Genomic DNA, 24,096 nt, shown 5'->3' on the forward strand with positions numbered 1-24,096 from the left:
ATTCCTTTAAATAAGTTGATCGTCCCTGCCCCTTACATCAGGGTTTATTTTCTTCTAAGTTTTGTTTGAGTGCAGACAAATAAGCCTGAGCCTTTTGTTTTAATTCAGCATTGGCTGTATTAATCGCTGTGGTCTCAAAACAATGCAAAGCCGCCGAAGTTTTTTTTAGCATCATATTACATTGCCCAGCATGAAATAGTGGTCGGTAATCATCTTTCGCGAGCATAAATGCCAATGCATATAATTCAGTTGCCTTGTCATAACGTTTTTTTAATTGATAAACTGCTGCTAATCCCATGACATAATCCGAATTATAAAAATCATAAATACTGAGGAATCTAAAAAATGTTTCTGCTTCATCTAACTTACCTTGGTGATAAAACTCATAAGCATATGCATAGATTCCTTGCATCGTAGACTCAGGAATATCATGTATATCTTTGAATGTTATACCATCCAACAATGCCTGACAGACATCATCAATATATTTCTCATCTTCAGTAATGGCAGTATTTATCAGAGCCTGTTCTACATTCGTTGATTCACTCATCGCGTTCTCCTTATGTTATATAACCAGACGGCCCTGATATACCAAGGTCAGTCTAGATGAAACTTACGCTCGCTATCTTTTAAAAAACGATTGAGAAATATAGAATAATTATCATAAATAATCCTATAATCACTTATGTTCATCATGATGTATTTGCATTATTTATTATTAACATCAGTAAAATCATCACTATCAATCCCACTACTAGTATCAGATTTTACCTCATCAACTAGCTCTTCTGCCGGAGGCAGATATATCCCCATGTTTTCTAATTCAATTCTTTTTAACCAAATAATAATATTAATTATATCCAGCATGTCATTGTCTCGGATGAAACTAAAAATATTACTATTACGGTAGATCCTGCGTGCTAACATGATATCTCTTACAACAGGAATTCCTTCCGACTCTGCAAATGCGATAACTGCGAGCGCTTCTGCATTCTTCGCTTTAACCACTACAACAGGGAAATCTGCGACTTCTGGATCGAAATAAATACCTAAAGCAATATGTGTTGGATTAGCCATCACAAGTTGCGAGCTTTTTATACTATGCTTTGTTTCCTCTGACAGAATATCCATATGTATCTCTTTTCGAACATGTTTTATCATTGGGTCTCCCTCACTTTCTTTATACTCTTTTTTTACTTCTTGCTTCTCCATTTTTAAATCTTTTATAAACAAATAAATCTCAGCTAAAGTATCCAGAAGTAATAATATTAATGATGATGAGAGAAACACAAAAATAAAAACAACACATAGCCATGACCATTGCTCTATCATTTCACTAAGCTGAGCCTGGTAAAGCATAAATACATCACGTTTCCATACCATGATGAATATATAAATTGATGTAGAGAAAGAAAATAAATATAAAATTGCCTTAACTAATTCCTTTAATGGCCTGATACCAAATATCTTTTTCATCCCTGAGATTGGGTTAAGATGAGAAAAGTTTATTTTTAACGCCTCTGTTGCCAGCCTGAAACGACTTTGCAATAAAGAAAGTAAAACCCCAGGCAATAAACAGAATAATAAAACAGGCACTACGGCATAAAGAAAAATTTGATACAACTCATCTAGATAGGCAGGTATGTTAATCTCTTCTGGCGCTAGTAGCACCTTTTGTAGCAGTTCCCCTATATTCTTAAGACTAGAGAACCCACTAATTGCCAGGGAACCACAAACCAAAACCGCGGCAGCAACCATATCCTTTCCTTTAAAGCTCTGCCCTTTTTTCGCAGAATCGCGGATTTTTTTGTCAGTAGGTTTCTCAGTCTTCTCTGCCATTCCATTCTCATATAAAAATATACTTCATCGAAATTTAAATAAAAACATCTGAATCTATTTGATCGTAAAAATATCTAATAAAGGAGACATATCTATCATAGATACTAATATTGACGGTATTTCATTATGGAAATAAATTAAAAAAATGCTAAATGCAATAATAGACTTTATCGCTAGAGAGAGGGAAAAAGCATTTAGTTGCGGGCAAAAACGTGAATATAACCCCAGAGCAACCTCACTAAGAAATAATGTCACCAGAACCGGTGATGCCAGTATCAACCCCTGACTCACCAATGAATTTAACCAGGTCCCCATTATCAGTGGTTCAAAATGAGAAAATCCCTGACAGAATGGCATCATGCGATAACTATCAGCAAAAGCCCCGACTAATTTATACAAACCACCCTGAGCCAGAAAAATCATGCATATAACATAGTTAAGAAATGCAGAAAACTCTGATGAATCAATGCCATTAGCAGGATCAATTGTATCACTAATTGTCGCACCTCGCTGATTATCAATTATCTCACCGATAATATTGGCTACTAAAAAGGGTAAACAAATTAGAAAAGCAAAGATAATGCCGATTAATAGTTCATATAATACAACGTCAATAATTTCACGCTGTTCCCTGACATCATCGCCTGTGGATAAATATGGCCACAGACCTAAACTTATATAGATAATTAGGCTATTCTTAATCACTATTCCATTAAGCAGCTTAGTGTTTAAAAATGGTAAGAGAAAGAAAACGGGAGCAATGCGTAAATAGGCAATGCTTAGCGTAATCATGCCAGAACTAAATGTATCGTATAATGAAATATATAAATTAATAACATTATTATTCATACAGTATTTAGGTTAGCGGTTGAAGCGCAATAGATAATACCTCTAGGGTAAAGCTCATGATTTTATCTGCTAACCATCCTGAAATCATAAATAATGAGCCGAATACTGCTAGTAATTTCAAACCAAAAGGCAAAGTTTGCTCCTGCAGCTGAGTTACCGTCTGTATTAATCCGACAACTAACCCAACTATAGTCGCAACCAATACGGGAATAGCAGATAAGATAACAATAAGTAGCATTGCCTTATTACTGGCATAAATGATCTGTTCCATAAGCTACTGCTGAGAAAGTTCAATGTATTGCATAATCAAACCTTTAGATATCAGGGACCATCCATCTATAGCCACAAATAGAATAAGCTTTATAGGTACAGAAATTGTCACCGGACTCATCATCATCATACCTAGTGCCAACAGTATGCTTGAGATAATTAAATCAATCACAACAAAAGGCAGGTAAATATAAAAACCGATCTCGAAAGCAGACTTTATCTCACTGAGTGCATAAGCCGGTAAAAGTGAAAATAGGGATGCACCTTCATTTTCAATATCAACGTCTTCCTCGCTACGCCCAAGTTGAACAGATTCAAAAAATGAAATCAATTCAGGATCAGAGTATTTATTTAAATAATATTTATATTTACCCAGCCCTCCATCAATAAATTCCTCAATCGAGGTTGAGTCTGTTATTATTACTTTTCTCATTTTTGAGTACTCGTTAATATCACTAATTACGGGCATCATCACAAAAAGAGATAGAAGTAATGCAACTCCGTTCAATGCAATATTAGACGGGATCTGTTGTACTCCCATCGCATTACGAACCATAATAAGAACAATTGATATTTTTAAAAAACAAGTGCCAGAAGCTATAATAAATGGCAACAGTGAAGCAATTGCTATTATTGCAATAAGCGATATATCATCAGGCATTTTTATCTACTCTATCTTGCCTAAAGTGGCCATTTTTGTTACTTCAACTCCTAAAGCATCATCAATATAAATTAATTCGCCTTCAGCAAACAGGTGATTATTCGCGTAGATTTGTATTTTTTTCTCTATTTCTGGTTCTAGTTCAAACTGAAATCCAGCCTGAATTTTTGATAGCTCATCCAAACTTATGGACTTTTTACTAAGAACAAAAGTTAAAACCACTGATATTGCTGATAATTTTATAGGAAGAGTGATTAGTTCTTCGTCAGGATTCTCATTCAAAATATCCAAAAAATCATTTTCAGTATCATCTTCATTATCAACTAATATGTCCACAATAGTCGCTCCCTGATCTTGATATAAAAATGTTGCTATGGCTCTATCTGATACCTTAAGTTGCATTAAAGTATTTTGCACTAAAAGAACATCTCTCAACTCCAATGAATTTAATAATCTATAACTTATGTTACTGGTTCCTATAATCCATCTACTCATTATCGATAGATGTCTTAAAGATTCAATTTTTCCTTTGACTGGCATTAAATAAATTGGTGCACGGGACAATAAAATCCAGCCAACTGGGTTTTCACGAACTTTCAACCAATGCTTCTGTTCTGTTTCCTCAGATAAAATATCAATGTTTTGTAATGAATAAACTCCAGAAAATATTTTTTTATCACAAACTTCATTTTTAAATAATTCTAATAGCTTCTGTTCACAGATGTATTCCCAAGCTAGTCCAGCCATTTCTGGCCAAATATATCGGCACCAATCAACAAGATCGATAGCTCCAATTAACCTCTCTTTAGAGCAACAAAGCTGGAAAATAGCATATGTTCTATTGGCTACTATCGTTTCCGACAGCACTTGTGGTTCATAGTCAAACTGCTGTTTTATTATTAGTGCATGCTCCTGAGTGGCCCGCCGAAAATTAAACATTATGGTTTTTCTTCCTGATCCGAGTATCCATAGTCGAATCTTCTTTCTCTGTATTTTTTACGTGGTTCAAAGATCATCGTCCGTTCTGTTTCCAGCAAATGATAATTTTCATTTAAAATAAACTGCACGTTCTCATCAGAAACCGTTGCAAATATTTTCTGCATCTTTGCTAGCTGAATTCTGACTGAAGGAGTATCACTCCATGACGAAAATCGATAATGTAACCCACGTGATGTATGCTCTGAGTTCTCAGGTGGTAAGGGAATATACTTGCTCATCACATTCTCAAAAAAATCATCTAAAATTCCTGTTTCATCACCATAAAACGTAGGCGTTAGATCTATTTTCTGTAACCCAGGCATGCCTACCTTACCTAAAAATCCATCCGTTGCGTCCACTTCTCTTGACCAACTCAATCCAATAGGCTCAGAAAGACACTCTGACTCCAATACTAATTGCTCGCCCCCCGTGGCTCTCATTACGTCAATAAGTTCTTTATTCTGTAGCGATGAAATCAATATCTCTCTACTCTTCTCACCTGAGTTCCGACTTGGCGTGCACATATCTCGCGAATGATGTTCAACGTGATATTGATGTAATTCACACTGACCCGCAGACATAGATGAATCAGTACGAGTACTGGTGAAGTTCAACATATTAGATAAGGTTCTAAGAACCTTAGAGCTAGGTAATCCTATTTGGTTACCAGTATCCTTGTTCTTAGCGACTGAACACATATGAATAGACTCATGGCTAAATAAAGAGGTTAATGCTGTATCATGTATTTTTCTCACTTCAGGCTGAGCATTAAAAGATACTCCCTGTTTAATGTGTAATAATGCTTTTATAATAACTAAAGGTGCAAGCAGCAACCCGACCTCCTGCTGTTCACCATCAGAAGATAAACTAGTTTTTAGAAACGGCGGTTTAACCTTACTTAGCTTCTCATCAGTGAGAGGCTCACTCTCAGGTAACATTGCCACAGAAACTAGCACCGAATCGGTGATCAAAGACTTGGATACAGCATCTTTGATTGATACCGTCTCATGATGTCCGATATTAAATACCGGGTTTATTTTAGATTCGAATACCACCATGAACCGATAGCTCCTCGACTTCATTTTCCCTTGAAGTCTCAGATTTTAAACTACGGTTGTAGCGTAACCCAGTAAGATATTTTTGGAACTTTTCGCACTTTATATTAAAATCCATGACTCGCCTGACGCTTATATTTCTATTATGCTTTAGCTGCTGTAAATCCCCATCCAGTGTTTCTATCTGATATTTTAATAAGGATATTTCTGTCAAAACTATTGTCTTTTGGCGGCGATTATCAAAAAAATCCTCTCTGGTAAATTCCATGTTCTGATCGAATAATCCAGCTTGTATATCTAAAGTATCGAGCCGTGTAGAGATACTTTCAATTTTCTCACTCACTAATGCTATTTGTTTATTTATTGAGTTCAATTCACTCTGGGAACGCTTCAGTTTTTTTTCAAGTAAACGTAAGTAATTTCTACCTTTAAGAAGTAAGTTCATGTAATGCTCTTTGTGTCTCCAAAAACAAACTCTTCATACCCGCCTTCTGTTTTAAAAACTGTTCTATTTCCTCTTTTCGATCTAATGCTCGATCATTTTCCTGATTTTCACCACGCTGATACTCTCCTAAATCCAGATAAAGTTGAATTTCATCTAATCGGGTCAACATATCCCGTAAATCTATGGCAGACTGATAATGCTCCGGAGTCACGATCTTCGGAAAAATTCGACTGACGCTCTTTAATATATCAATGGCCGGATAATGCCCTCGCCCGGCTAATTTATAATTAAGATAAATATGACCATCTAGAATTGAGCGAATCTCATCACCAATGGGATCTATCTCCTCCTCACTTTCTAGCAATATTGTATAGAAAGCCGTAATAGAGCCTTGTTGCATATTCCCTGGTCGCTCTAATAAAGAAGGAAGTTGCTCAAATACAGAAGCTGGATAACCACGCCGGGCGGGTAACTCCCCGGCTGACAGCGCAACATCCCTAAGTGCTCTGGCATAGCGCGTCATAGAATCAACAAATAGCACTACATTCTTTCCTAAATCACGAAAATATTCCGCTATTGATGTAGCCAGCAACGCTGCATTGCAACGCTCCACCGAAGGGCTATCGGAGGTAGCATAAACCAGAACGGTTGAGTTTCGACGAGGAGAATCAGCTATTTCATTAATGAATTCTGTCACTTCTCGTCCCCGCTCTCCAACCAAAGCTACAACACAAACATCAGCATCAGAATGCGCTATTATCATATTCATCAACGAAGTTTTGCCTGCACCAGCCGCTGCGAAAATACCCAAACGCTGCCCTCTGCCGCAGGTAAGTAAACCATCAATCGCTCTGATTCCCGTATCAAATCTGTTACCAATTGGACGCCTCTGTGTGATTTCTGGTGGCGATGAATCTATATTCCTCCACTGCAGCGGTTGGTTATTGGTAGGTTCAGAATAATTGTAGAAAGACTGAACCTCCTCACCCGAGGCCTTAAATACTTTTCCTAACAAATATCCGCTCATAGGAAACTGAAAGGGTCTACCCAATGGAAAAATAACCACATCAAGAGAAAGCCCCTGAACTCGACCTATTAGGCTTAATAGAGTTTGCCCTGAGCAGAAACCGATAACCTGAGCTTTAGCGATTAACTCTCCATCAGTCAAAGAGCGTTTAATCATACATATCTCACCGATGAAACACCTCGGTAATGGAGCCTCGATTAACACACCGCTTATTCTGGTTGGATGTGCACCATAATCAAATAATCCCATAATTTAATAAATCAAAATTTCTTCAAGATGCGTGCTACGACTGAAGAACTCTTCCAGACTATTAGCAAACAGATTCAAATCATCCAATGCAGAACTATGCAAAACAGCGCTCATAATTAATACATTATCATGGACAAGTAACTCTGGCTGTCCTGGTTGAAAGCAAGAGGACTGATATTCTAATATTGAGTTAAGTAGCCTCCCCCCAACCAGCTCGATTCTAGATGGGATGTATTCAGATAGTGACATCCAGAGAATAATATCATCGCTGTGCATATCAACATTAATAGCCTCTCTTCCGTCAAGCTCAAGTTGAATGGTAGAGTGGCAATCAAGATTTTTATTAACTAAATCATCACGCCCTACAGAACTAAGGAAAGTATTAAGCATCTCAATAAACTTATATTTCATATAAACTCCATTTATATTGTTTTTATTACATTTATTTTTGTAGATTCTGAAATTTCATTAAAGGAGATTACCTCTAAATCAGGAAAACGACCTTCTACTATTTTTTTAACGAAACGACGAATGTCAACAGGAACCAGAACAATCAGATCTCTCAAAGAGATATTTACATTATTTATTGCCAGCGAAAGTGATTGAATTATATTCTCCGCATTATCTGGCTCTAAATTTAAAAATGTCCCTCCTGATGATTGTCGGATTCCTTGCCTGATAGTATCTTCAACTCCCGAACCAAGCATTAATACATTCATTACGCCTAAAACAGAGAACTTATCTGATATATATCGGTTTAACGTACATCGAATATGCTCAACTAACATCAGGGTATCTTTCTCTTTAGGAGCCCATTGCACCAAAGATTCCAAAATTAGCTTCATGTTTCGTATTGATATTTTTTCGGCCAAAAGCCTTTGAAATACTTCTGTAATTTTTTGTACTGTGGCATGCCTATAACATTCTTTCAGTAATTCTGGACATTTTCCTTCCAGATCATCCAATAAATTCTTGGCTTCCTGAATACCAAAAAACTCGTGGATATGACGCAATAATAGCCCGCTAACGCAACCGACCATTTCCGTTATATCATCACAAAAATTCAGACCTAGCGCCGTCGCATTTTTCTGGTTTTCACTATCAATCCATTGACTCGAAGAACCATTATCTTCTTGTATAACAAATAACTCTATGCCTAAAATATCCAGTTCATCAGTTGAGCCAATGATTTTCAAATGACCAAATTTTATACTAAATTCACCAGCAAATATTTCATTGATAAAGATAATTATCTTTTCTGGGTCAATGGTCGGTGAGTAATTTATCGCTATATCTGGAACTCGATATCCGAACTTTATGAAAATATCTTTTCTTATTTTTAGTGAAAAATTTCTATCTTCTAATACTTTCTGATGAATAACAGACACTGAAACAATTATAGGCAGAGTTTCTGGAACATAATCATCAATACTTTCTATAGTCCTGGTTGTCTCGCCGGTCGTAACATCATTAGGAGCATCTATAACCCCCGTAGGCACTTTATTTACTGATTTAACTTCTTTACTATTTTTATAAAACCGATAAAAATACACCGCAAAAAGCAGACAGGAAAGCACAATGAATATGAAAGTTGGAAATCCAGGTAAGAAACCTATGGTACAAGTTATAATTGCGGTAACCAGAAGAGAAAAGTCATTATAAAATAGTTCTGAAACAATATTCTCACCCAGGTTTTTATCATTCCCACTCACCCTAGTAACAATAAAACCCGCACTGATGGAGATAAGCAGTGCGGGGATCTGTGCAACCAAACCATCCCCGATCGTCAGAAGTGTATAACTACTGAGCGCTGTGGACATATCCATACCCATCTGCGCAACACCTACAGAAATCCCCCCAACAAGATTGACAAAAATAATGATGATACCTGCTATAGCATCACCTTTAATAAACTTCATCGCACCATCAAAAGAACCAAATAACTGACTTTCTTGTTCTAGATCGCCACGCCTTATTTTTACCTGATCGTTATCAATAATTCCAGAACGCGCATCAGCGTCAATACTCATTTGCTTGCCAGGCATAGCATCCAGAGAGAATCTCGCGGCCACCTCAGCAATGCGCTCTGAACCTTTGGTGATTACAATAAATTGCACAACAGTCACTATGGCAAAGACGACTATCCCTACGACTAAATTGTCTTGAATAACAAATTTGCCAAAAGTAGCAATAATATCTCCGGCATCAGCCTCTAATAGAATCAGTCTACTGGTACTAATCGAGAGCGCTAGTCTAAATAACGTACTGATAAGTAAAATAGAGGGAAATGTTTTGAAGTTGAGAATATTGGTAATATAAAATGATCCCATAAAAATAAGTACAGAAATCATTATATTTAAACCGATCAAAAAATCGATTAAGAAAGTTGGCAAAGGAACGACCAGCATAGCTATCACTGTCATCATTACCAAAAGAACCATTAACTCAGGTTTATTCCTAAGTTGAATCAGGAACCATGACAGTCTATGCATTTTCATCTCTACTTTTAAATTTATTTACTCGCTTCACTGCATCTTCTTGCAATTTTATTTGACTAATTTCTTCCTTCATTAAATAGATGAGCTTATCCCTTTTCTCTAACGATAAAAAAACCTCTACAGACACACTAGAGAAGCCACTCAATAACAACTGTAGAAAAATCGCCTTAGTTTCATATGTCACTAATGATAATTTCTCAGAAAAAAACCTTGCCAATATCACTTTATAATTATCTATATTCCTGATCCCAGAAACGAAAAGATTAGACAAATCCTGATCATTATTTATATTAATGAGTTCTGTACTGATTATTTTTTGCAGAAAAAGAATCTCTACTGATTGAATCTCTCTTAAACCACCAATTCTACGAAACAGATCACCAAACTCTACAACGTTAATATTTCCTGTAGGAATAGATTGCAAATCGCAAGCGAGTGAACGTGTTAGGTAACGCAACATGACTTCTCGCTGCTGACTCGTTATTTCACTTACCCATTGTTCATAAATATAAATGATTGGGCCATCGTAGCAAATAAAGTCACGATATATATCGCGCAATTGAATCGATGTCTTATCCAATGAGTGCGAAAACAACCTTGCCGATAATGCAACGTTAGCACCCGCCTCAGTCCTACGCTCTGTATCTTCTTCGGTTAAAGCATTTTTCAACTTATTTAAATTACTAACGATCTTATTGGTTAGTTTTTTTCGGCGTAAGAGCTCAAAAATAGCCATTAACATGTCGCTGGGATCAGGAAAGAACTGAGCCAGAAAAGAACGTAATTTTGGAGGCGTCATTTCCTCACGATTAATGATTTTTTCAATATGACTTACTTTTTCGTCAGCGTTATCATCTAATATTCTCTCGATAAATACCGCATTATCATCACTCGCTGAACGTAATTCCTTACGCCGATTAAACTGAGCGGCTAACATCGCCATGGATGCATATTCGCTAATGTTATCGATGATTCCTTGCCCACGTAGCGTATTCTCACTGTCATCAGCAGTGTTTTTAACTTCCTCATTCTTGTCACGTTGCGCCGAGATATAACGTGAGTTTCCTCCAAGCGGGGTTATGGCCATGGGCTATCCATATAGTTCTGTAATAATTTTATCGTTCCTTGTAGCTGTTCATTTTTGTTTGTTATTCTATCGCTCAAGCGCTCTTTTTCTGAAAATTGCCGACCATCCCAGGTCTCTGACTCACTTAATAAACGAGGCTGGATAAGAAAAACCCTAATCATTTTTTGTTGATTAGTACTTCTATAGCTAAACAGTCGCCCTAAATAAGGGATGCTACCCAGTAATGGGATTTTCTCTTCGGTTTCTTCTATTTGTTCGCGGGTATATCCACCGATAAGTAGACTGCCATCTTTGGCTATTCGAGCAACAGTACTGATATGAGTTCTATTGACTATAGGTAAACCACCAATCTTTTCTACATCCCCACTACTGCTTCGATCGGGAGAACCGTCCTCAATATTTACATCCATTTCAACCTGCCCTCCATGCGAAATTCGCGGTAATACGCTCACCATAGTGCCGTAGGTCACCTGCTCAAGAGTTGCAACCCTTTCACCTTCCAGCCGAGCATAGAAACTCGAACTGTTATCAAATAGTGCCGGGACGTTTTCCTGCGTCAATACGATAGGTCGAGAAACTATTTGTGCATCACCGGTACGACTTATTGCATCAATACGGGCCAGAAACCTAGCGCTATTTGACAGATTGCTTTGATTGAAAACAATGCCGCCCCCGCCAGCGGCTACGCCACCAACCTGCCAACGGACGCCCACTTCATCTAATTTCTTTTTCGATATATCAATAATCCAGAGAGAAAGTTCAACTTGCCGACGTGAAACATCTAGAGCATTGACTAATTGATAAACATAGCGAGTTTGTTGCGCGGAGCCTGTAACTAATAGACTATTACTATCAGGATAAGCAACTACGGAAAAGTTGCTACTTCCAGTGTCAGTAACCGCGCCGTAATTTTTTTGTGCTAAATCTAGCGCCGCCGGTGGTAATGGAAAGCCTGCTTCTACTTGACTTGAAATATCCTCACGCGGAATAACATGAACTTTGTTACCTAAAGCATTTTTACTGAACAATGAATTAATAACGGTGACCATTCCAGGAATCGTTACGGCTTTACCACGTTGGCTAAATATACGGTCTTTTACCGAGGAGTGCTTTAACGGGATAATAGTCACATCAGTCCCTGCTTTCTCCTCTACTTGAATCCGCTCATCCAAGTAACGTGCTGTCGCTAATACTAATTCGACATAAAGTGGAGGACCTGCAACATAGACTACAGTTGCTTTACCCTCTGAACGTAGCGGATATCGAGAATCATAAATCCCAGTAGTCTTAATATAGTTAAGCAACTCACTCCAACTTGTTGCACGCAAGTTTATTAGTTCACTACGAATTTCACTATTATCATATACATATATACTGGTTCCGTCGTCATACCATATTAGAGCCGTCCGTCTGGCTAATGACTTAAACATTTCCTCCGGTTGTGACATATCAAAATTTCCAGTCACTTTTTTTTGCATTGCAATTTTGCTAAGAATAATTGGCTTTTCTATCCTAGATGAAACGACGTCAAATACCTTATTGATCTTTATATTATTCGCAATAAATGAACTCTGACTTTTTTCCCGGTCTACCGGCGTGGCGGTAATAACCTCTCCCAATCCTGGAGATGCATAGCTAGAAATCAATAAAGATAAAATGAATATCTTAGAGAAAAGGTATGGATTAATTTTCATATAAACCACTCTCCAAGTGCCTTATCTCAGATGGAGTGACCCCAAAATTTCTTTTTATATCTAATGTAAAATGAGACGCAGAGCAGTAACCACAAGCTAACCCTACATCCAATATTGACATATCACTTTCAATTAGCAGTAAGACCGCGGTTGCCATACGCCAACTCATCATCTTTTTTTTCGCCGATGAATTAAAACTTTTGCGACATAGAAATCTAAAGTATGGGGAGGATAATCCATAATTTTTACTCAACTGCGCTATTTTTATATTTTCTCCATTAGATGACTGGGAAATAAGATAACGGAATATTCCATATGCTTCATATCGACGCAGGATATTCAATAATGAGACATAATTACTTCTACCTCCCATGACTTCTGAAATAAGTAAACCACTCACTTCAGAACCACCCCAGGTTGGGTGATTTCTGTCACACCAGACAGGGACTGAGTCTTCAAATTTGATCTCACTATCGGCGGGAGGCCTTTTACCTCTATTTGATTGTAATTTAGCTTCATCAAGCGTTGCCAAGATTTCAATAGCACTAAATATAGGTATCCCGACGATGTTCCAATCTCCGGAAACTTGGTTTAAGTCTTCCAGTCTCGGAGCAATTAAGAGTGAAGAGTCTAATACCAGACGATTTTCTTTCCGTATAAATGATGGGTATTCTAATATAGACCCTTTCGTCATCGGCCTAACATAGAAAATCATGCAATCAAGAGTAGGCAGTTCTCCGTTCACATTGTTGCCCGTAATTATGTTTATACTCATGAATAAAAAACCTTAACAGGAAGAAACATCTGATTATTTAAACACCGCCACATCATTAAATCTGGTTATACTCTACAACTGTCAACAATCATATTCTTTGGAAGAATTCGGAAAAAAACTTCCTTTGTAAATAAAATGCCAACAAAATAAAACATAAGAATTAGTGCGATTGATTCCGATGAGTAATAGATTCAAATCGGTAATAATAACCAAACTTTAAAGATGTTAGTAAACTATTTTAGTTGTATTCTCTTTGAGAAATACAGTTCATCATCAATGACTGATTTTTACACCCATAGAACCGTTGTCACTATGAATAATAACCCTGATTTTTATATAATAAAAATAGCTTCTGGTCGAATGGCTGGCACTGAATTATTGTTTAAATCTAAAGGTTGCCTGATCTTTGCGAATACAGAGACAGATTATAATGTGGTGATGGATGAAGAAAACGACTTAATCAGTTACTTTTTCCCTATTGATAGTGGGAGTTATAAGTTAACCTTCTTTTCATCCTATGCCAATGAAGCAGACCAATCAGAGACTAAACTATCAGTTATTTTTGAGGATTTAGATAATGAACATAACACGCCTAAACTGACTGACGATGTTAAATTGCAAACAGTCTTATTCCCCGATACGTTCCCTATACTGGTTAAATCGGTCGATGACTCATGGAATTATGAATCATTCGATCAGACAGAACAAAAAGACGCAATGGAATCTTCTCTACCACAACAAAATGAAAGCCTCATAAAGAGAGGAGTATCTAAGAATCTAATTGTCATATTTATTTCAATGTTAGTTGTTGGTTTTATTTTATTAAAAGTCATGACTGACAGTAGCAACTCTAGTTCGGAAATGAATAAAATCATTGGAAGTAACATATCAAAATTTTTAGGTGAATCATCAATTCCTTTCACCATTATTCTGCAAGAAGAAGGTAGAGGGAAAGATCAAGTTATTGTCAATAACCGCCGTGATGCCGATTGGGTATCTCAGCAATTGCTCACATCAAACTATGCTGGTTTAGTTGACATACTTTTAGTCAGCGAGTTAGAAACAGAGCTAATGTCCTTAATCACACCATCTTCATCGTCAATCTTAAATATTGATATGAGTTATCCTTGTTCACCTATTGTTAAGTTATTGAAAAGCTCAGATCACTTATCAGACGTAGAAAAAATAAATGAGCTCATAAAATCTAGAGTTAGCTGTGTTAATGAGATAGATGTTAAAGTTTATCATAAGAAAGCAATTTTCGATGATGCAATAAGAGGAATGAAAGCAAGTAATGTACCATTCAGAGTTATAAAAGATGAAAAAAAGCCTATTGTGGTTGTTAGCTCCAATCTTAATGACAATCAGTTAATATCAACCATGGATTTTGTAAAAAAATTCATTAGTGAATGGGGGAGTAATTACATCCAGTTTTCTATTTCACTCAGTGATGATGATTTATATGAAGGAGTATTTATTAATGATATAAATGAAAATATAAAAATTAAGAATAATCATTGGAACTTTAAACAACATTCTTACTAAGAAGATAAAGAGAGATTAATCATGCCAACAACATTATCCACGCCAAACTATACCGTTAAGAATTTTGAAAAAACAACGCCACTATCAGGTCAAACAACCAATTTTGCTTATGATATTGCAGGGAAATTCACAGAGCCCACAAAAAATCTAATGAATAAAATCGAGGCCGCGCAGAAAAGTGCTATAGAAGATATCTCTAACCCAATTAAGCTAATAGATTATACATTGTATCTAGGACAATATTCTGCACTTAGGCAAGCGCAATCTAACGTTGCCAAGAAACTTCTCGACCTTACATCCGGGATTATTCGTAATATTTAGAACTATATAATATAAACTAGAGCATTGCACATGAGTCATTTAACCAGTCTAATCTCATTTAAAAATAAGCTCCCTGATATTGGTAAACCTGTTTTCGACGGAGCAGGCCAGATCGAAGGGGTAATAAAAAAATTGTTCAGCCAGCAAGCTGCCGCAACCAGTCAGGAGAAAGCTGCAATAGTTAATTTAATCGAGCATGGAAATATAACTGATCCCGCAGAGTTAATCAGAGTCGGTCAAATACGATTGGGAAAACATGCTGAAGTTGTATCACTGGCGAATACATTGGTTCGTAAAGGTATTTCAGCTGTAGAAACTACGATAAAATCTCAATAATGATGCGAATAAGCCGGTTTTTATTATGTGCAGCCATAGCTCTATTTTTGACTGGCTGTGATAGCCAAGATTTACTAACCGAGCTAGATCAACGTCAAAGTAATGAAGTCCTGGCGACCTTACAGCAATACGGTATTCAGGGTAAAAAAAAGGCAAATGGCAAGTTGGGTTACTCCATTCATGTTTCTAAAAATGATTTTATTGCGGCAGTCGATTTACTAAAGCAATATAACTTGCCTTCCAAAGAATCCGTAGAGATTATTCAGGCATTCCCCAGTGATTCTTTAGTTGCCTCACCTCATGCAGAGCGTGCCAGATTACTTTCACTGATTGAACAACGGCTTGAACAATCTGTTTTAACCATACCTGGAGTTGTCAATGCTAGAGTACATGTGAGTTATCCCCTATCAAATAATAGCAGAACTACTCAGTTGCAAAATATATCTTGTTTAGTGACTTATGCCGGTAATGAAGATCCAAGTCGACTGATGACTAAAATAAAACTTTTTTTAAAAAATAGTTTTTCAGACAGTTCATACGACAATGTCTCTGTTGTTATTGTAGAACGTCCGATTATTCAACGTAGTGCATCACTAGATAGTAAATCTAATAATTTAATTCATTATTACATTTTAATTATCATTATAATGATAGGCTTGATTATTTTCATAATCTTTTACTTTCGCAAGTCTACACGTTTTATGGAAAAAAACAGTGATTCCTCAAAAAACATTAACACATAACAGGAGGGTTAATGGATTATATGAAAATATTACTTTCACCAGGAAGCTACTTTCATCCTGATCACATAATGATTGAGCATAAAAAATCACCAATTTATCTTCAGGCTTTCCAGAATAATTATTTAATTAGTAAATATCGACTACCTATTCCTTGCGAACTGTCACTCTGTATTCCTAGAGTGATTAAGGAATCCTGGGGCAACTTACAAGATATAGCTTGGAAATTAGGAACGCTACGAGTTGATACAAAGCATCATTTATATTTATTAACTTATGATGATATAGAATTAAGAAACAATATACTACCTAAGTTCAAATACATATTACAGAAATATAAAGAAAAACATATCACACCCAATCATATAATGGCTTTTGGCGCACGACAACTTGTTGAAACGATTATTTTTTTTGATGCAACATTAAAAAGTAGAGCTGAACACGTATTTAGCCAACGTGTGATAGATATTATGGGCACATTGCAATGTGCCAGGCTCCCATTCAATTTAATAGAAATGGTTTGTTATCATGTTAAAAGTAAAAAAAATACCTTTGAATGAAATATCAAATGAAAAAGTACTTATCAAGAGGAGTTATATTAGTTCTAATGCTTATCACGTACGTATGATTGAATACGCAAAGAAAGAAGCAAAAATGAGGTTATCTAAAACTGAAGTTGAAGTCAAAAATATGACTAATCAAGCACATGATTTTGGGTTCAAAAGCGGGATTTTTTTATTTATTGACACTGTCATCTCAGCAATAAGCCTCTATCAAGAAATATACAACCAAAATACAGCTAATATTGAGGTGAGGCTGAAAAATAAACTACAAGAAATATTCGGTGATACTAGATTTATCGAGTTAGTTTCTGAGCATTTTCATGGTTTTTCAAAATCATCACCAAATATCGAACTACATATCCCCAAAAAACATTACGCTAAAATAATTGTAAACTTGAAGAATAAATCATATGTTTTCGAAAATAATCAGGAAAATATAATCTTCAAGCTAGGTGATGAAATCATAGTATTTGACCCGAATAAAGATCGCCCGGATTTTTTACAAGAAATATTCCCATCAATAAAAACACATATTTTAAATGTTAATGGAATTGTTAACTTAAAAAAAATCAAAGAAATGATAAAATCAACCCCATACGACCCGAGTGAAGAAAATGAAAATAACAAACAATTTGAATAAATTAATAATGAATAACCAAAATACCAATGAAGTAGGAATTAACAAAGGCAACACTCTCTCATTGGAAAAAAAATTTCCTGAGGACATTGCTTATGAACTTGTTAACAATATAAAAATTAATAATTTAAAAAATCTAAAAGAGGCTTATAAAATTATTTCAGAAAATCTCAATGGTAATGATAACAATACAAAATCTAGTATTATAGTTCATGCCAATGCTTTACTACAGTCAACTGACAGTAAAGAAGATAAGGCGCTATCATCCAACATTGCCACCCCACTTTTAATAAACGATTCCGTTATTAATAAAACCGTTAAAGAGTTCACCAGCAGTATATTAAACAATCAACTTAGTTACATTGAGAGTGATGATGAGGACGAAATTTTCTAATTTAACAACACTTATATATTATTTATTTTTCTTTGTGGGAACAGCCCATTCTACTGGTCTAAACCATGCAGCCAAAAAATGGAATGTTCCCTCTATTATGCTTGAATCTATTATTTCTCAAGAGTCTTCCTGGGAAATAAATGCGAGAAATAAAAACGCGAATGGCAGCCATGATGTTGGCTTGATGCAGATAAATTCAATTAATATTTCATTACTGCAATCGGCAGGAATTATTGAAAATGAAAATACGTTGAGATCTCCATGTGATAACATTCAGGCCGGAGCTTATTTGCTTAGCCTCAAGTTTAAAAGATATGGTTATAGCTGGAAAGCGGTAGGAGCCTATCACTCTGAAACACCCAAATTTAGGGATAAGTATGCCAAGCTCATAATGGAAAGATTATATTCTAATGTCGATTTATCAGAAAAAAGATCGCAAGTGCTAGCTAACACACCTTAAATATAGTTATAGTAAATTAATATATATTACAATTCACAAACCATCTTATCATTAAAAATAATCTCAATGCCTTAATTCATCTATCATTTCATTAACTTTACAAGTTTATTCATATATTCCAAGTTTCCTTTATTTATTTCTATTATGCATAATCATCATGTGATAAGTCACAATAACTATTTAGTGAAGCAAGAATATTAGACTTATCCTAATTTATATCGTTTAATGATTCACGAGCATCGGAATAGTCTGTGAAAACAAATTGATATAAGGAAACGATTATATGCACAAAGGGAAAACCATACGACTGAATGGCAACATCGTGTTTGACACATTGCAACGAAGCCTAGCAACTGATCAAAAAAAAACAAGATTATCTGAGAATGAATCACGCCTTTTGCAAATGCTGTTGGAAAAAACCTGTGAGAAGAGAGAAATACTATATACCATTTGGGAATCACGTGGTGTCATTGTTACGGATAGTAGCTACTACAAACTTATCAAGCAGCTCCGCCAATCATTTGTAATGATAGGTGAAAATGAAGACCCAATAATGACGCTTCCACGCATTGGCGTTAGATTTGTCGGCACACAAGAAGAATTCACGCCTACTGCACCATCAAAAATAAGGATTCTTAACATAATCAACTATGTTAAATTAAAAATAGCATCTTCTTTTTTTATCATTGCTGCCATTTTATTCTCCTTCGATTTTATTAGCATTTAATGAGCCACATATGTATTTTACTTTTAAAAAACATTATTCATCCGTTCCGCTATTTATAGCAACATTACTGTGTCTAACGGGATGCAGTATAAGCAATGATTATTTTAATTCCTCATTTTCTATTGACGGGGAGGTTTCTTCATCAATACGGGAAATACCGGAAAATTCACGTATAACAATCACCGTTAGCAACAAGAATCCAGAAGAAACTACAGACAGAGTCATTCAGGAGTTTATTTTCCTCACTCAAAAATTAAAAAGAAATCAGCCTTTCCGTATGAAAATAGCGGAAAAAATTCTAATGAATGAAAAAAACATTCAATTTAGTGTCAGAGTAGAGCATGATGATGAGTTAATTATGATGAGCGATAAAATAGTAGCCATACAGATCGATAAACACGTGATGGAAGGAAGGAAAATAAATAGGCTATTGCTAACGGTGACGCAATCTTGACTTTATTTAAACGAATAATTACAGATATCGGATGACTGCATTATTTCATGTTTCAAAAAACTTTTCTCTATGTCATTCAATCTGTAATTTATTCCTTATAAGTTATTATGTTGTTTATTTTATTCCATCGATGTAATGAGTATTACAAAAATCCCATAGCCCACTGCACAATATTTCTACATTTCTACCTGCGACAACAAAAAAAAATGAAATTCTTATTGAGCGCAGATCGGTAATTCATGATTAAAATTTACCTGCACTGCGAATGAGTGGCAGAAAGTGATTATCTGTAAAATTCACTTACCGCAGACATATCAGGGATAGAGACAACTTGGTGCTTACAACGACTACTACGCTTGTTTTCCTTTCACTGCAGGCTAACTTTGCGAGATGCTTCCAGCTTTTACCCGTGTCAGTTTGCGAGTTGCTGGGATAATATGTCCCAAGAGCCGATGTGCTGTTACCGGCACCTGCGTAATTAGAGCTACTGTGCTCTTAGGCAACATTCACGTAGTATTTACCTATGCTGGATTACTGTGATAATTAACGATAACAATTAAAATCACAATTAACTTTAATTTCAATGGATTAGAAATATATACGCATGAATAATACCGACAAACTCGACGCTCACACCCCCATGATGCAGCAGTATCTACGATTAAAAGCCCAGCATCCTGAAATTCTGCTCTTTTATCGTATGGGCGATTTTTATGAACTTTTCTATGATGATGCAAAACGTGCGTCGCAATTGCTAGATATCTCGCTAACCAAGCGTGGTGCTTCTGCAGGTGAGCCAATTCCAATGGCCGGTGTTCCTCATCATGCTATTGAAAACTATCTGGCTAAGCTCGTCCAAATGGGAGAGTCTGCCGCAATTTGTGAGCAAATAGGCGACCCGGCGACCAGCAAAGGGCCAGTAGAACGTAAAGTGGTTCGCATTGTGACACCTGGCACAGTGAGTGATGAAGCCTTATTAAATGAGCGCCAGGATAATCTGCTAGCCGCAATCTGGCAGGATGCCCGTGGATTTGGTTATGCCACTCTAGATATCAGCTCTGGTCGCTTCCGCGTTTCCGAACCCGCGGATGCAGAAACCATGGCGGCCGAATTACAGCGAACCAATCCCGCTGAATTATTGTATCCAGAAACCTTCGAACAGATGTCGTTGATTGAACAGCGGCACGGGCTACGCCGCAGACCTTTGTGGGAGTTTGAGCTGGATACCGCCCGTCAGCAATTAAACTTACAGTTTGGCACCCGCGATCTTATCGGTTTTGGCGTAGAACAAGCCCATCAAGCCCTGCGCGCCGCAGGCTGTTTACTGCAATACGTTAAAGATACTCAACGCACCTCATTGCCGCACATTCGCGGGTTAACGATGGAACGGCAACAAGACGGCATCATTATGGATGCGGCTACGCGCCGAAATCTGGAACTGACTCAAAGTTTATCCGGTGGAAGTGATAATACTCTCGCAGCAATTTTAGATCAGTGTGTAACACCGATGGGCAGTCGCATGTTAAAACGCTGGTTACATATGCCTATTCGCGACATTGATGTACTCAATCATCGTCAGCAGGCAATCAGTGGTTTGCAAAATATCACTGCGGAACTACAGCAGCCACTGCGACAGGTTGGTGATTTAGAACGTATTCTGGCGCGATTGGCTTTACGTACCGCGCGACCGCGCGATTTGGCCCGGATGCGCCATGCATTCCAGCAATTGCCTGAAATTCACCAATTGCTTAGTTCCGTTGAGGTTCCCCACGTTCAGAATCTGCTATCGCAGGTAGGTAAATTTGAAGCACTCTTGGATCTGCTAGAACGCGCTATCGTTGAGTCTCCGCCTGTATTGGTACGAGATGGCGGAGTTATCGCATCAGGCTACAATGCCGAGTTAGATGAATGGCGCAGCCTTGCCGATGGAGCGACCGATTACCTCGACCGGCTGGAAATTCGCGAGCGGGAAAAACTGGGGCTGGATACGCTCAAAGTTGGATTTAACGGTGTCCACGGCTATTTCATTCAGGTGAGCCGTGGCCAAAGCCATTTGGTGCCAATTCACTATGTACGTCGCCAAACGCTGAAAAATGCGGAACGCTATATCATTCCAGAACTTAAAGAATATGAAGATAAAGTTCTGACTTCCAAAGGTAAGGCACTAGCAATTGAAAAAGGCCTTTATGAAGAAATTTTCGATCTATTATTACCACATCTATCCGATCTACAACTGAGTGCTAACGCACTGGCTGAGCTTGATGTATTGACCAATCTGGCCGAGCGGGCAGAAACATTAGACTATACGCGCCCAACGCTCAGCGAAAAACCGGGCATCAAGATTATTGCAGGTCGTCATCCCGTAGTAGAACAGGTGCTTCGAGATCCTTTTATTGCGAACCCGTTATCACTTTCGCCACAGCGCCGGATGCTTATCATTACTGGCCCGAATATGGGAGGTAAAAGTACCTATATGCGTCAGACTGCCTTAATCGTGTTGCTGGCACATATGGGAAGTTTTGTTCCTGCCGAACAGGCGACTATCGGGCCAGTCGACCGTATTTTCACCCGCGTGGGAGCCGCAGACGATCTGGCCTCTGGCCGCTCTACCTTTATGGTGGAAATGACCGAGACGGCCAATATTCTGCACAATGCAACAGAACAAAGCCTGGTATTAATGGATGAGATTGGTCGTGGTACATCAACTTACGATGGTTTATCTCTGGCCTGGGCCTGCGCTGAAAATCTAGCGAGCCGTATCAAAGCAATGACGCTTTTTGCTACCCATTATTTCGAATTAACCACCTTGCCGGAAAAAATGGAAGGCGTGGTTAACGTGCATCTGGATGCCATGGAGCATGGAGATACTATCGCCTTTATGCATACTGTACAGGATGGTGCGGCCAGTAAAAGTTATGGCCTTGCCGTGGCCGCGTTAGCCGGTGTACCCCGTGAAGTAATCAAACGAGCGAGACAAAAGCTACGGGAGCTTGAGTCACTGTCAAATAATGCGGCGGGAAGCAATATTGATGGCTCCCAGCTGACTCTGCTGAATGAAGAAGTTTCCCCTGCGGTGGAGGCACTGGAAACCTTAGACCCCGATACGCTTAGCCCTCGTCAGGCCTTGGAATGGCTCTATCGCCTGAAAAGTATGGTGTAAGGTAATATGGCGTTATCGGTTAGGATTTTTGCGATTAAAGTTATTTTCCTAGCCGATTCTTTTGGCGCTGAATTAGTCAGTGCCTTAGGCTAGGCTATTCGATAATAAGAAACCGTCTTTTTAAAAGGTCAGTTTCAGTCGATAAAAAAACGGTGGACGAAATGTCCACCGTTTTTATTTAACCCAGTAACAGAATTTACTTTCATCCTCAATAAATCATGAAGTAACACTGCTTCGATTTAGCTAATACTGAATCTGTTTTCGCTATCTTATCTATTGCCTTAATTCAGGCTGCCGATAAGCTTTTTACTCGCGGAACAGTGCTTCAATACTCAAACCTTGTGTTTGCAAGATTTCACGCAGACGGCGTAAGCCCTCAACTTGAATTTGACGAACACGTTCACGGGTTAAGCCGATTTCCCGACCTACATCCTCAAGAGTTGCAGCTTCGTAGCCTAACAGACCAAAACGTCGAGCCAGCACTTCACGCTGTTTAGCGTTCAATTCGAACAGCCACTTGACGATACTTTGTTTCATATCATCATCTTGCGTGGTATCTTCCGGCCCATTTTCGTTTTCGTCGGAGAGAATATCCAGTAACGCCTTCTCTGAGTCGCCGCCTAACGGTGTATCAACGGAAGTGATACGTTCATTCAGGCGTAACATACGGCTCACGTCATCGACCGGTTTGTCGAGTTGCTCTGCAATCTCTTCCGCACTCGGTTCGTGATCTAATTTATGAGAAAGTTCGCGCGCGGTGCGCAAATAGACATTCAGCTCTTTGACAATATGGATTGGCAAACGGATGGTACGGGTTTGGTTCATAATCGCCCGTTCAATCGTCTGACGAATCCACCAGGTTGCGTAAGTAGAGAAACGGAAACCACGTTCTGGATCGAATTTTTCCACTGCGCGAATCAAACCAAGATTGCCTTCCTCGATCAAATCCAACAGCGCCAAACCGCGGTTGCTGTAACGACGGGCGATTTTCACCACCAGCCGCAAGTTACTTTCAATCATACGCCGACGTGATGGCACATCCCCGCGCAATGCACGTCGGGCAAAATAAACCTCTTCTTCTGCGGTCAGCAGCGGTGAATAGCCGATCTCACCAAGATAGAGCTGCGTAGCATCCAGCACGCGTTGGGTAACGCCCTGCGCCAGTAGCTCATCTTCTGCTAATTCACTTTCGGTTGGTTCATCTTCTACTAATGCTTTTTCATCAAAAATTTCAGTTTCCGTACTGTTTTCGTCGAAATCTGCATCTTCGTTTAACTCGTTAACTTTCAGCGTATTTTGGCTCATAAGCTGCTCCTACCCGTGATACCGCGA

General features: G+C 37.8%; 26 protein-coding genes. 11 read left to right on the forward strand and 15 right to left on the reverse strand.

Annotated elements, in window-relative coordinates; genetic code table 11:
- Positions 1-37: 37 nt before the first annotated feature.
- The 14 genes from sicA to AD970_RS15850 form a co-directional block, all read right to left on the reverse strand.
- On the reverse strand, positions 38-550 hold the full coding sequence (gene sicA / locus AD970_RS15785; protein ID WP_049601141.1) for a type III secretion system translocator chaperone SicA: 513 nt from the start codon (positions 548-550) through the stop codon (positions 38-40).
- 158 nt (positions 551-708) lie between these two features.
- Positions 709-1,839 carry an EscU/YscU/HrcU family type III secretion system export apparatus switch protein gene (locus AD970_RS15790; RefSeq protein ID WP_049601142.1) on the reverse strand — a complete coding sequence of 377 codons (1,131 nt, stop codon included), beginning with the start codon at positions 1,837-1,839 and terminating at the stop codon, positions 709-711.
- 54 nt (positions 1,840-1,893) lie between these two features.
- Positions 1,894-2,688, reverse strand: coding sequence for a type III secretion system export apparatus subunit SctT (sctT, locus tag AD970_RS15795; protein ID WP_049601145.1), 795 nt, complete (start codon positions 2,686-2,688; stop codon positions 1,894-1,896).
- 7 nt (positions 2,689-2,695) lie between these two features.
- A complete protein-coding gene (gene sctS, locus AD970_RS15800; protein WP_049601148.1) occupies positions 2,696-2,959 on the reverse strand; it encodes a type III secretion system export apparatus subunit SctS in 264 nt (87 codons plus the stop codon).
- Positions 2,960-2,962: 3 nt separating this feature from the next.
- Positions 2,963-3,619 (reverse strand): EscR/YscR/HrcR family type III secretion system export apparatus protein, encoded by a 657-nt coding sequence (locus tag AD970_RS15805; RefSeq protein WP_049601152.1) that lies wholly within the window; start codon positions 3,617-3,619, stop codon positions 2,963-2,965.
- 6 nt (positions 3,620-3,625) lie between these two features.
- On the reverse strand, positions 3,626-4,558 hold the full coding sequence (locus tag AD970_RS15810) for a FliM/FliN family flagellar motor switch protein (RefSeq protein WP_049601155.1): 933 nt from the start codon (positions 4,556-4,558) through the stop codon (positions 3,626-3,628).
- A complete protein-coding gene (locus tag AD970_RS15815) occupies positions 4,558-5,655 on the reverse strand; it encodes a SpaN/EivJ family type III secretion system needle length determinant (RefSeq protein WP_049601159.1) in 1,098 nt (365 codons plus the stop codon). The genes AD970_RS15810 and AD970_RS15815 overlap by 1 nt, the downstream gene beginning before the upstream one ends.
- Complete coding sequence (locus AD970_RS15820) at positions 5,636-6,097, reverse strand: hypothetical protein (RefSeq protein WP_049601160.1); 462 nt, start codon at positions 6,095-6,097, stop codon at positions 5,636-5,638. The genes AD970_RS15815 and AD970_RS15820 overlap by 20 nt, the downstream gene beginning before the upstream one ends.
- A complete protein-coding gene (gene sctN, locus AD970_RS15825; protein WP_049601162.1) occupies positions 6,081-7,373 on the reverse strand; it encodes a type III secretion system ATPase SctN in 1,293 nt (430 codons plus the stop codon). The genes AD970_RS15820 and sctN overlap by 17 nt, the downstream gene beginning before the upstream one ends.
- Before the next feature lie 3 nt (positions 7,374-7,376).
- Positions 7,377-7,784 (reverse strand): InvB/SpaK family type III secretion system chaperone, encoded by a 408-nt coding sequence (locus AD970_RS15830; RefSeq protein WP_049601164.1) that lies wholly within the window; start codon positions 7,782-7,784, stop codon positions 7,377-7,379.
- Positions 7,785-7,795: 11 nt separating this feature from the next.
- A complete protein-coding gene (locus AD970_RS15835; protein ID WP_049601166.1) occupies positions 7,796-9,865 on the reverse strand; it encodes an EscV/YscV/HrcV family type III secretion system export apparatus protein in 2,070 nt (689 codons plus the stop codon).
- Positions 9,858-10,958: a type III secretion system gatekeeper subunit SctW gene (sctW, locus tag AD970_RS15840; RefSeq protein WP_049601168.1), complete on the reverse strand. Its 1,101-nt coding sequence runs from the start codon at positions 10,956-10,958 to the stop codon at positions 9,858-9,860. Before sctW ends, AD970_RS15835 begins: the two co-directional genes overlap by 8 nt.
- A complete protein-coding gene (gene sctC / locus AD970_RS15845) occupies positions 10,949-12,652 on the reverse strand; it encodes a type III secretion system outer membrane ring subunit SctC (protein WP_049601173.1) in 1,704 nt (567 codons plus the stop codon). The genes sctW and sctC overlap by 10 nt, the downstream gene beginning before the upstream one ends.
- Positions 12,642-13,427: a helix-turn-helix domain-containing protein gene (locus AD970_RS15850; RefSeq protein ID WP_049601175.1), complete on the reverse strand. Its 786-nt coding sequence runs from the start codon at positions 13,425-13,427 to the stop codon at positions 12,642-12,644. Before AD970_RS15850 ends, sctC begins: the two co-directional genes overlap by 11 nt.
- Before the next feature lie 312 nt (positions 13,428-13,739).
- Between AD970_RS15850 and AD970_RS15855 the strand changes: the two genes are divergently transcribed.
- The 11 genes from AD970_RS15855 (at position 13,740) to mutS (ending at position 22,764) form a co-directional block, all read left to right on the forward strand.
- Positions 13,740-14,972 (forward strand): PrgH/EprH family type III secretion apparatus protein, encoded by a 1,233-nt coding sequence (locus AD970_RS15855; RefSeq protein WP_049601178.1) that lies wholly within the window; start codon positions 13,740-13,742, stop codon positions 14,970-14,972.
- A gap of 21 nt (positions 14,973-14,993) precedes the next feature.
- A complete protein-coding gene (locus AD970_RS15860; protein WP_049601181.1) occupies positions 14,994-15,293 on the forward strand; it encodes an EscF/YscF/HrpA family type III secretion system needle major subunit in 300 nt (99 codons plus the stop codon).
- Positions 15,294-15,323: 30 nt separating this feature from the next.
- A complete protein-coding gene (gene sctI, locus AD970_RS15865; RefSeq protein ID WP_049601183.1) occupies positions 15,324-15,629 on the forward strand; it encodes a type III secretion system inner rod subunit SctI in 306 nt (101 codons plus the stop codon).
- Positions 15,629-16,372 carry a type III secretion system inner membrane ring lipoprotein SctJ gene (gene sctJ, locus AD970_RS15870; protein ID WP_049601185.1) on the forward strand — a complete coding sequence of 248 codons (744 nt, stop codon included), beginning with the start codon at positions 15,629-15,631 and terminating at the stop codon, positions 16,370-16,372. Before sctI ends, sctJ begins: the two co-directional genes overlap by 1 nt.
- 11 nt (positions 16,373-16,383) lie before the next feature.
- Positions 16,384-16,929, forward strand: a complete 546-nt coding sequence (locus AD970_RS15875; protein ID WP_049601187.1) for a hypothetical protein — start codon at positions 16,384-16,386, stop codon at positions 16,927-16,929.
- Positions 16,898-17,572, forward strand: a complete 675-nt coding sequence (locus AD970_RS15880) for a hypothetical protein (RefSeq protein WP_157045555.1) — start codon at positions 16,898-16,900, stop codon at positions 17,570-17,572. Before AD970_RS15875 ends, AD970_RS15880 begins: the two co-directional genes overlap by 32 nt.
- Before the next feature lie 7 nt (positions 17,573-17,579).
- A complete protein-coding gene (locus AD970_RS15885) occupies positions 17,580-17,963 on the forward strand; it encodes a hypothetical protein (protein ID WP_049601193.1) in 384 nt (127 codons plus the stop codon).
- Positions 17,941-18,423 carry a lytic transglycosylase domain-containing protein gene (locus AD970_RS15890; protein WP_235786949.1) on the forward strand — a complete coding sequence of 161 codons (483 nt, stop codon included), beginning with the start codon at positions 17,941-17,943 and terminating at the stop codon, positions 18,421-18,423. Before AD970_RS15885 ends, AD970_RS15890 begins: the two co-directional genes overlap by 23 nt.
- A gap of 283 nt (positions 18,424-18,706) precedes the next feature.
- Positions 18,707-19,150 (forward strand): winged helix-turn-helix domain-containing protein, encoded by a 444-nt coding sequence (locus AD970_RS15895; protein WP_053215280.1) that lies wholly within the window; start codon positions 18,707-18,709, stop codon positions 19,148-19,150.
- 10 nt (positions 19,151-19,160) lie between these two features.
- Positions 19,161-19,604 (forward strand): YbaY family lipoprotein, encoded by a 444-nt coding sequence (locus AD970_RS15900; protein WP_049601198.1) that lies wholly within the window; start codon positions 19,161-19,163, stop codon positions 19,602-19,604.
- A gap of 604 nt (positions 19,605-20,208) precedes the next feature.
- Positions 20,209-22,764: a DNA mismatch repair protein MutS gene (mutS, locus tag AD970_RS15905; protein WP_049601201.1), complete on the forward strand. Its 2,556-nt coding sequence runs from the start codon at positions 20,209-20,211 to the stop codon at positions 22,762-22,764.
- Positions 22,765-23,070: 306 nt separating this feature from the next.
- Here the strand turns inward: mutS and rpoS are convergent, their stop codons facing one another.
- On the reverse strand, positions 23,071-24,069 hold the full coding sequence (rpoS, locus tag AD970_RS15910) for an RNA polymerase sigma factor RpoS (protein WP_004875011.1): 999 nt from the start codon (positions 24,067-24,069) through the stop codon (positions 23,071-23,073).
- Positions 24,070-24,096: the final 27 nt, after the last annotated feature.

Origin of the sequence: Yersinia nurmii, from assembly GCF_001112925.1 — a bacterium.
In the GTDB taxonomy this organism is placed as follows: domain Bacteria; phylum Pseudomonadota; class Gammaproteobacteria; order Enterobacterales; family Enterobacteriaceae; genus Yersinia; species Yersinia nurmii.

What these genes read in the sequence shown, in the direction of transcription:
- sicA (WP_049601141.1), bottom strand. Translation starts at nt 550, where the DNA reads ATGAGTGAATCAACGAATGTAGAACAGGCTCTGATAAATACTGCCATT.
- AD970_RS15790 (WP_049601142.1), bottom strand. Translation starts at nt 1,839, where the DNA reads ATGGCAGAGAAGACTGAGAAACCTACTGACAAAAAAATCCGCGATTCT.
- sctT (WP_049601145.1), bottom strand. Translation starts at nt 2,688, where the DNA reads ATGAATAATAATGTTATTAATTTATATATTTCATTATACGATACATTT.
- sctS (WP_049601148.1), bottom strand. Translation starts at nt 2,959, where the DNA reads ATGGAACAGATCATTTATGCCAGTAATAAGGCAATGCTACTTATTGTT.
- AD970_RS15805 (WP_049601152.1), bottom strand. Translation starts at nt 3,619, where the DNA reads ATGCCTGATGATATATCGCTTATTGCAATAATAGCAATTGCTTCACTG.
- AD970_RS15810 (WP_049601155.1), bottom strand. Translation starts at nt 4,558, where the DNA reads ATGTTTAATTTTCGGCGGGCCACTCAGGAGCATGCACTAATAATAAAA.
- AD970_RS15815 (WP_049601159.1), bottom strand. Translation starts at nt 5,655, where the DNA reads ATGGTGGTATTCGAATCTAAAATAAACCCGGTATTTAATATCGGACAT.
- AD970_RS15820 (WP_049601160.1), bottom strand. Translation starts at nt 6,097, where the DNA reads ATGAACTTACTTCTTAAAGGTAGAAATTACTTACGTTTACTTGAAAAA.
- sctN (WP_049601162.1), bottom strand. Translation starts at nt 7,373, where the DNA reads ATGGGATTATTTGATTATGGTGCACATCCAACCAGAATAAGCGGTGTG.
- AD970_RS15830 (WP_049601164.1), bottom strand. Translation starts at nt 7,784, where the DNA reads ATGAAATATAAGTTTATTGAGATGCTTAATACTTTCCTTAGTTCTGTA.
- AD970_RS15835 (WP_049601166.1), bottom strand. Translation starts at nt 9,865, where the DNA reads ATGCATAGACTGTCATGGTTCCTGATTCAACTTAGGAATAAACCTGAG.
- sctW (WP_049601168.1), bottom strand. Translation starts at nt 10,958, where the DNA reads ATGGCCATAACCCCGCTTGGAGGAAACTCACGTTATATCTCGGCGCAA.
- sctC (WP_049601173.1), bottom strand. Translation starts at nt 12,652, where the DNA reads ATGAAAATTAATCCATACCTTTTCTCTAAGATATTCATTTTATCTTTA.
- AD970_RS15850 (WP_049601175.1), bottom strand. Translation starts at nt 13,427, where the DNA reads ATGAGTATAAACATAATTACGGGCAACAATGTGAACGGAGAACTGCCT.
- AD970_RS15855 (WP_049601178.1), top strand. Translation starts at nt 13,740, where the DNA reads ATGAATAATAACCCTGATTTTTATATAATAAAAATAGCTTCTGGTCGA.
- AD970_RS15860 (WP_049601181.1), top strand. Translation starts at nt 14,994, where the DNA reads ATGCCAACAACATTATCCACGCCAAACTATACCGTTAAGAATTTTGAA.
- sctI (WP_049601183.1), top strand. Translation starts at nt 15,324, where the DNA reads ATGAGTCATTTAACCAGTCTAATCTCATTTAAAAATAAGCTCCCTGAT.
- sctJ (WP_049601185.1), top strand. Translation starts at nt 15,629, where the DNA reads ATGATGCGAATAAGCCGGTTTTTATTATGTGCAGCCATAGCTCTATTT.
- AD970_RS15875 (WP_049601187.1), top strand. Translation starts at nt 16,384, where the DNA reads ATGGATTATATGAAAATATTACTTTCACCAGGAAGCTACTTTCATCCT.
- AD970_RS15880 (WP_157045555.1), top strand. Translation starts at nt 16,898, where the DNA reads ATGTTAAAAGTAAAAAAAATACCTTTGAATGAAATATCAAATGAAAAA.
- AD970_RS15885 (WP_049601193.1), top strand. Translation starts at nt 17,580, where the DNA reads ATGAATAACCAAAATACCAATGAAGTAGGAATTAACAAAGGCAACACT.
- AD970_RS15890 (WP_235786949.1), top strand. Translation starts at nt 17,941, where the DNA reads ATGATGAGGACGAAATTTTCTAATTTAACAACACTTATATATTATTTA.
- AD970_RS15895 (WP_053215280.1), top strand. Translation starts at nt 18,707, where the DNA reads ATGCACAAAGGGAAAACCATACGACTGAATGGCAACATCGTGTTTGAC.
- AD970_RS15900 (WP_049601198.1), top strand. Translation starts at nt 19,161, where the DNA reads ATGTATTTTACTTTTAAAAAACATTATTCATCCGTTCCGCTATTTATA.
- mutS (WP_049601201.1), top strand. Translation starts at nt 20,209, where the DNA reads ATGAATAATACCGACAAACTCGACGCTCACACCCCCATGATGCAGCAG.
- rpoS (WP_004875011.1), bottom strand. Translation starts at nt 24,069, where the DNA reads ATGAGCCAAAATACGCTGAAAGTTAACGAGTTAAACGAAGATGCAGAT.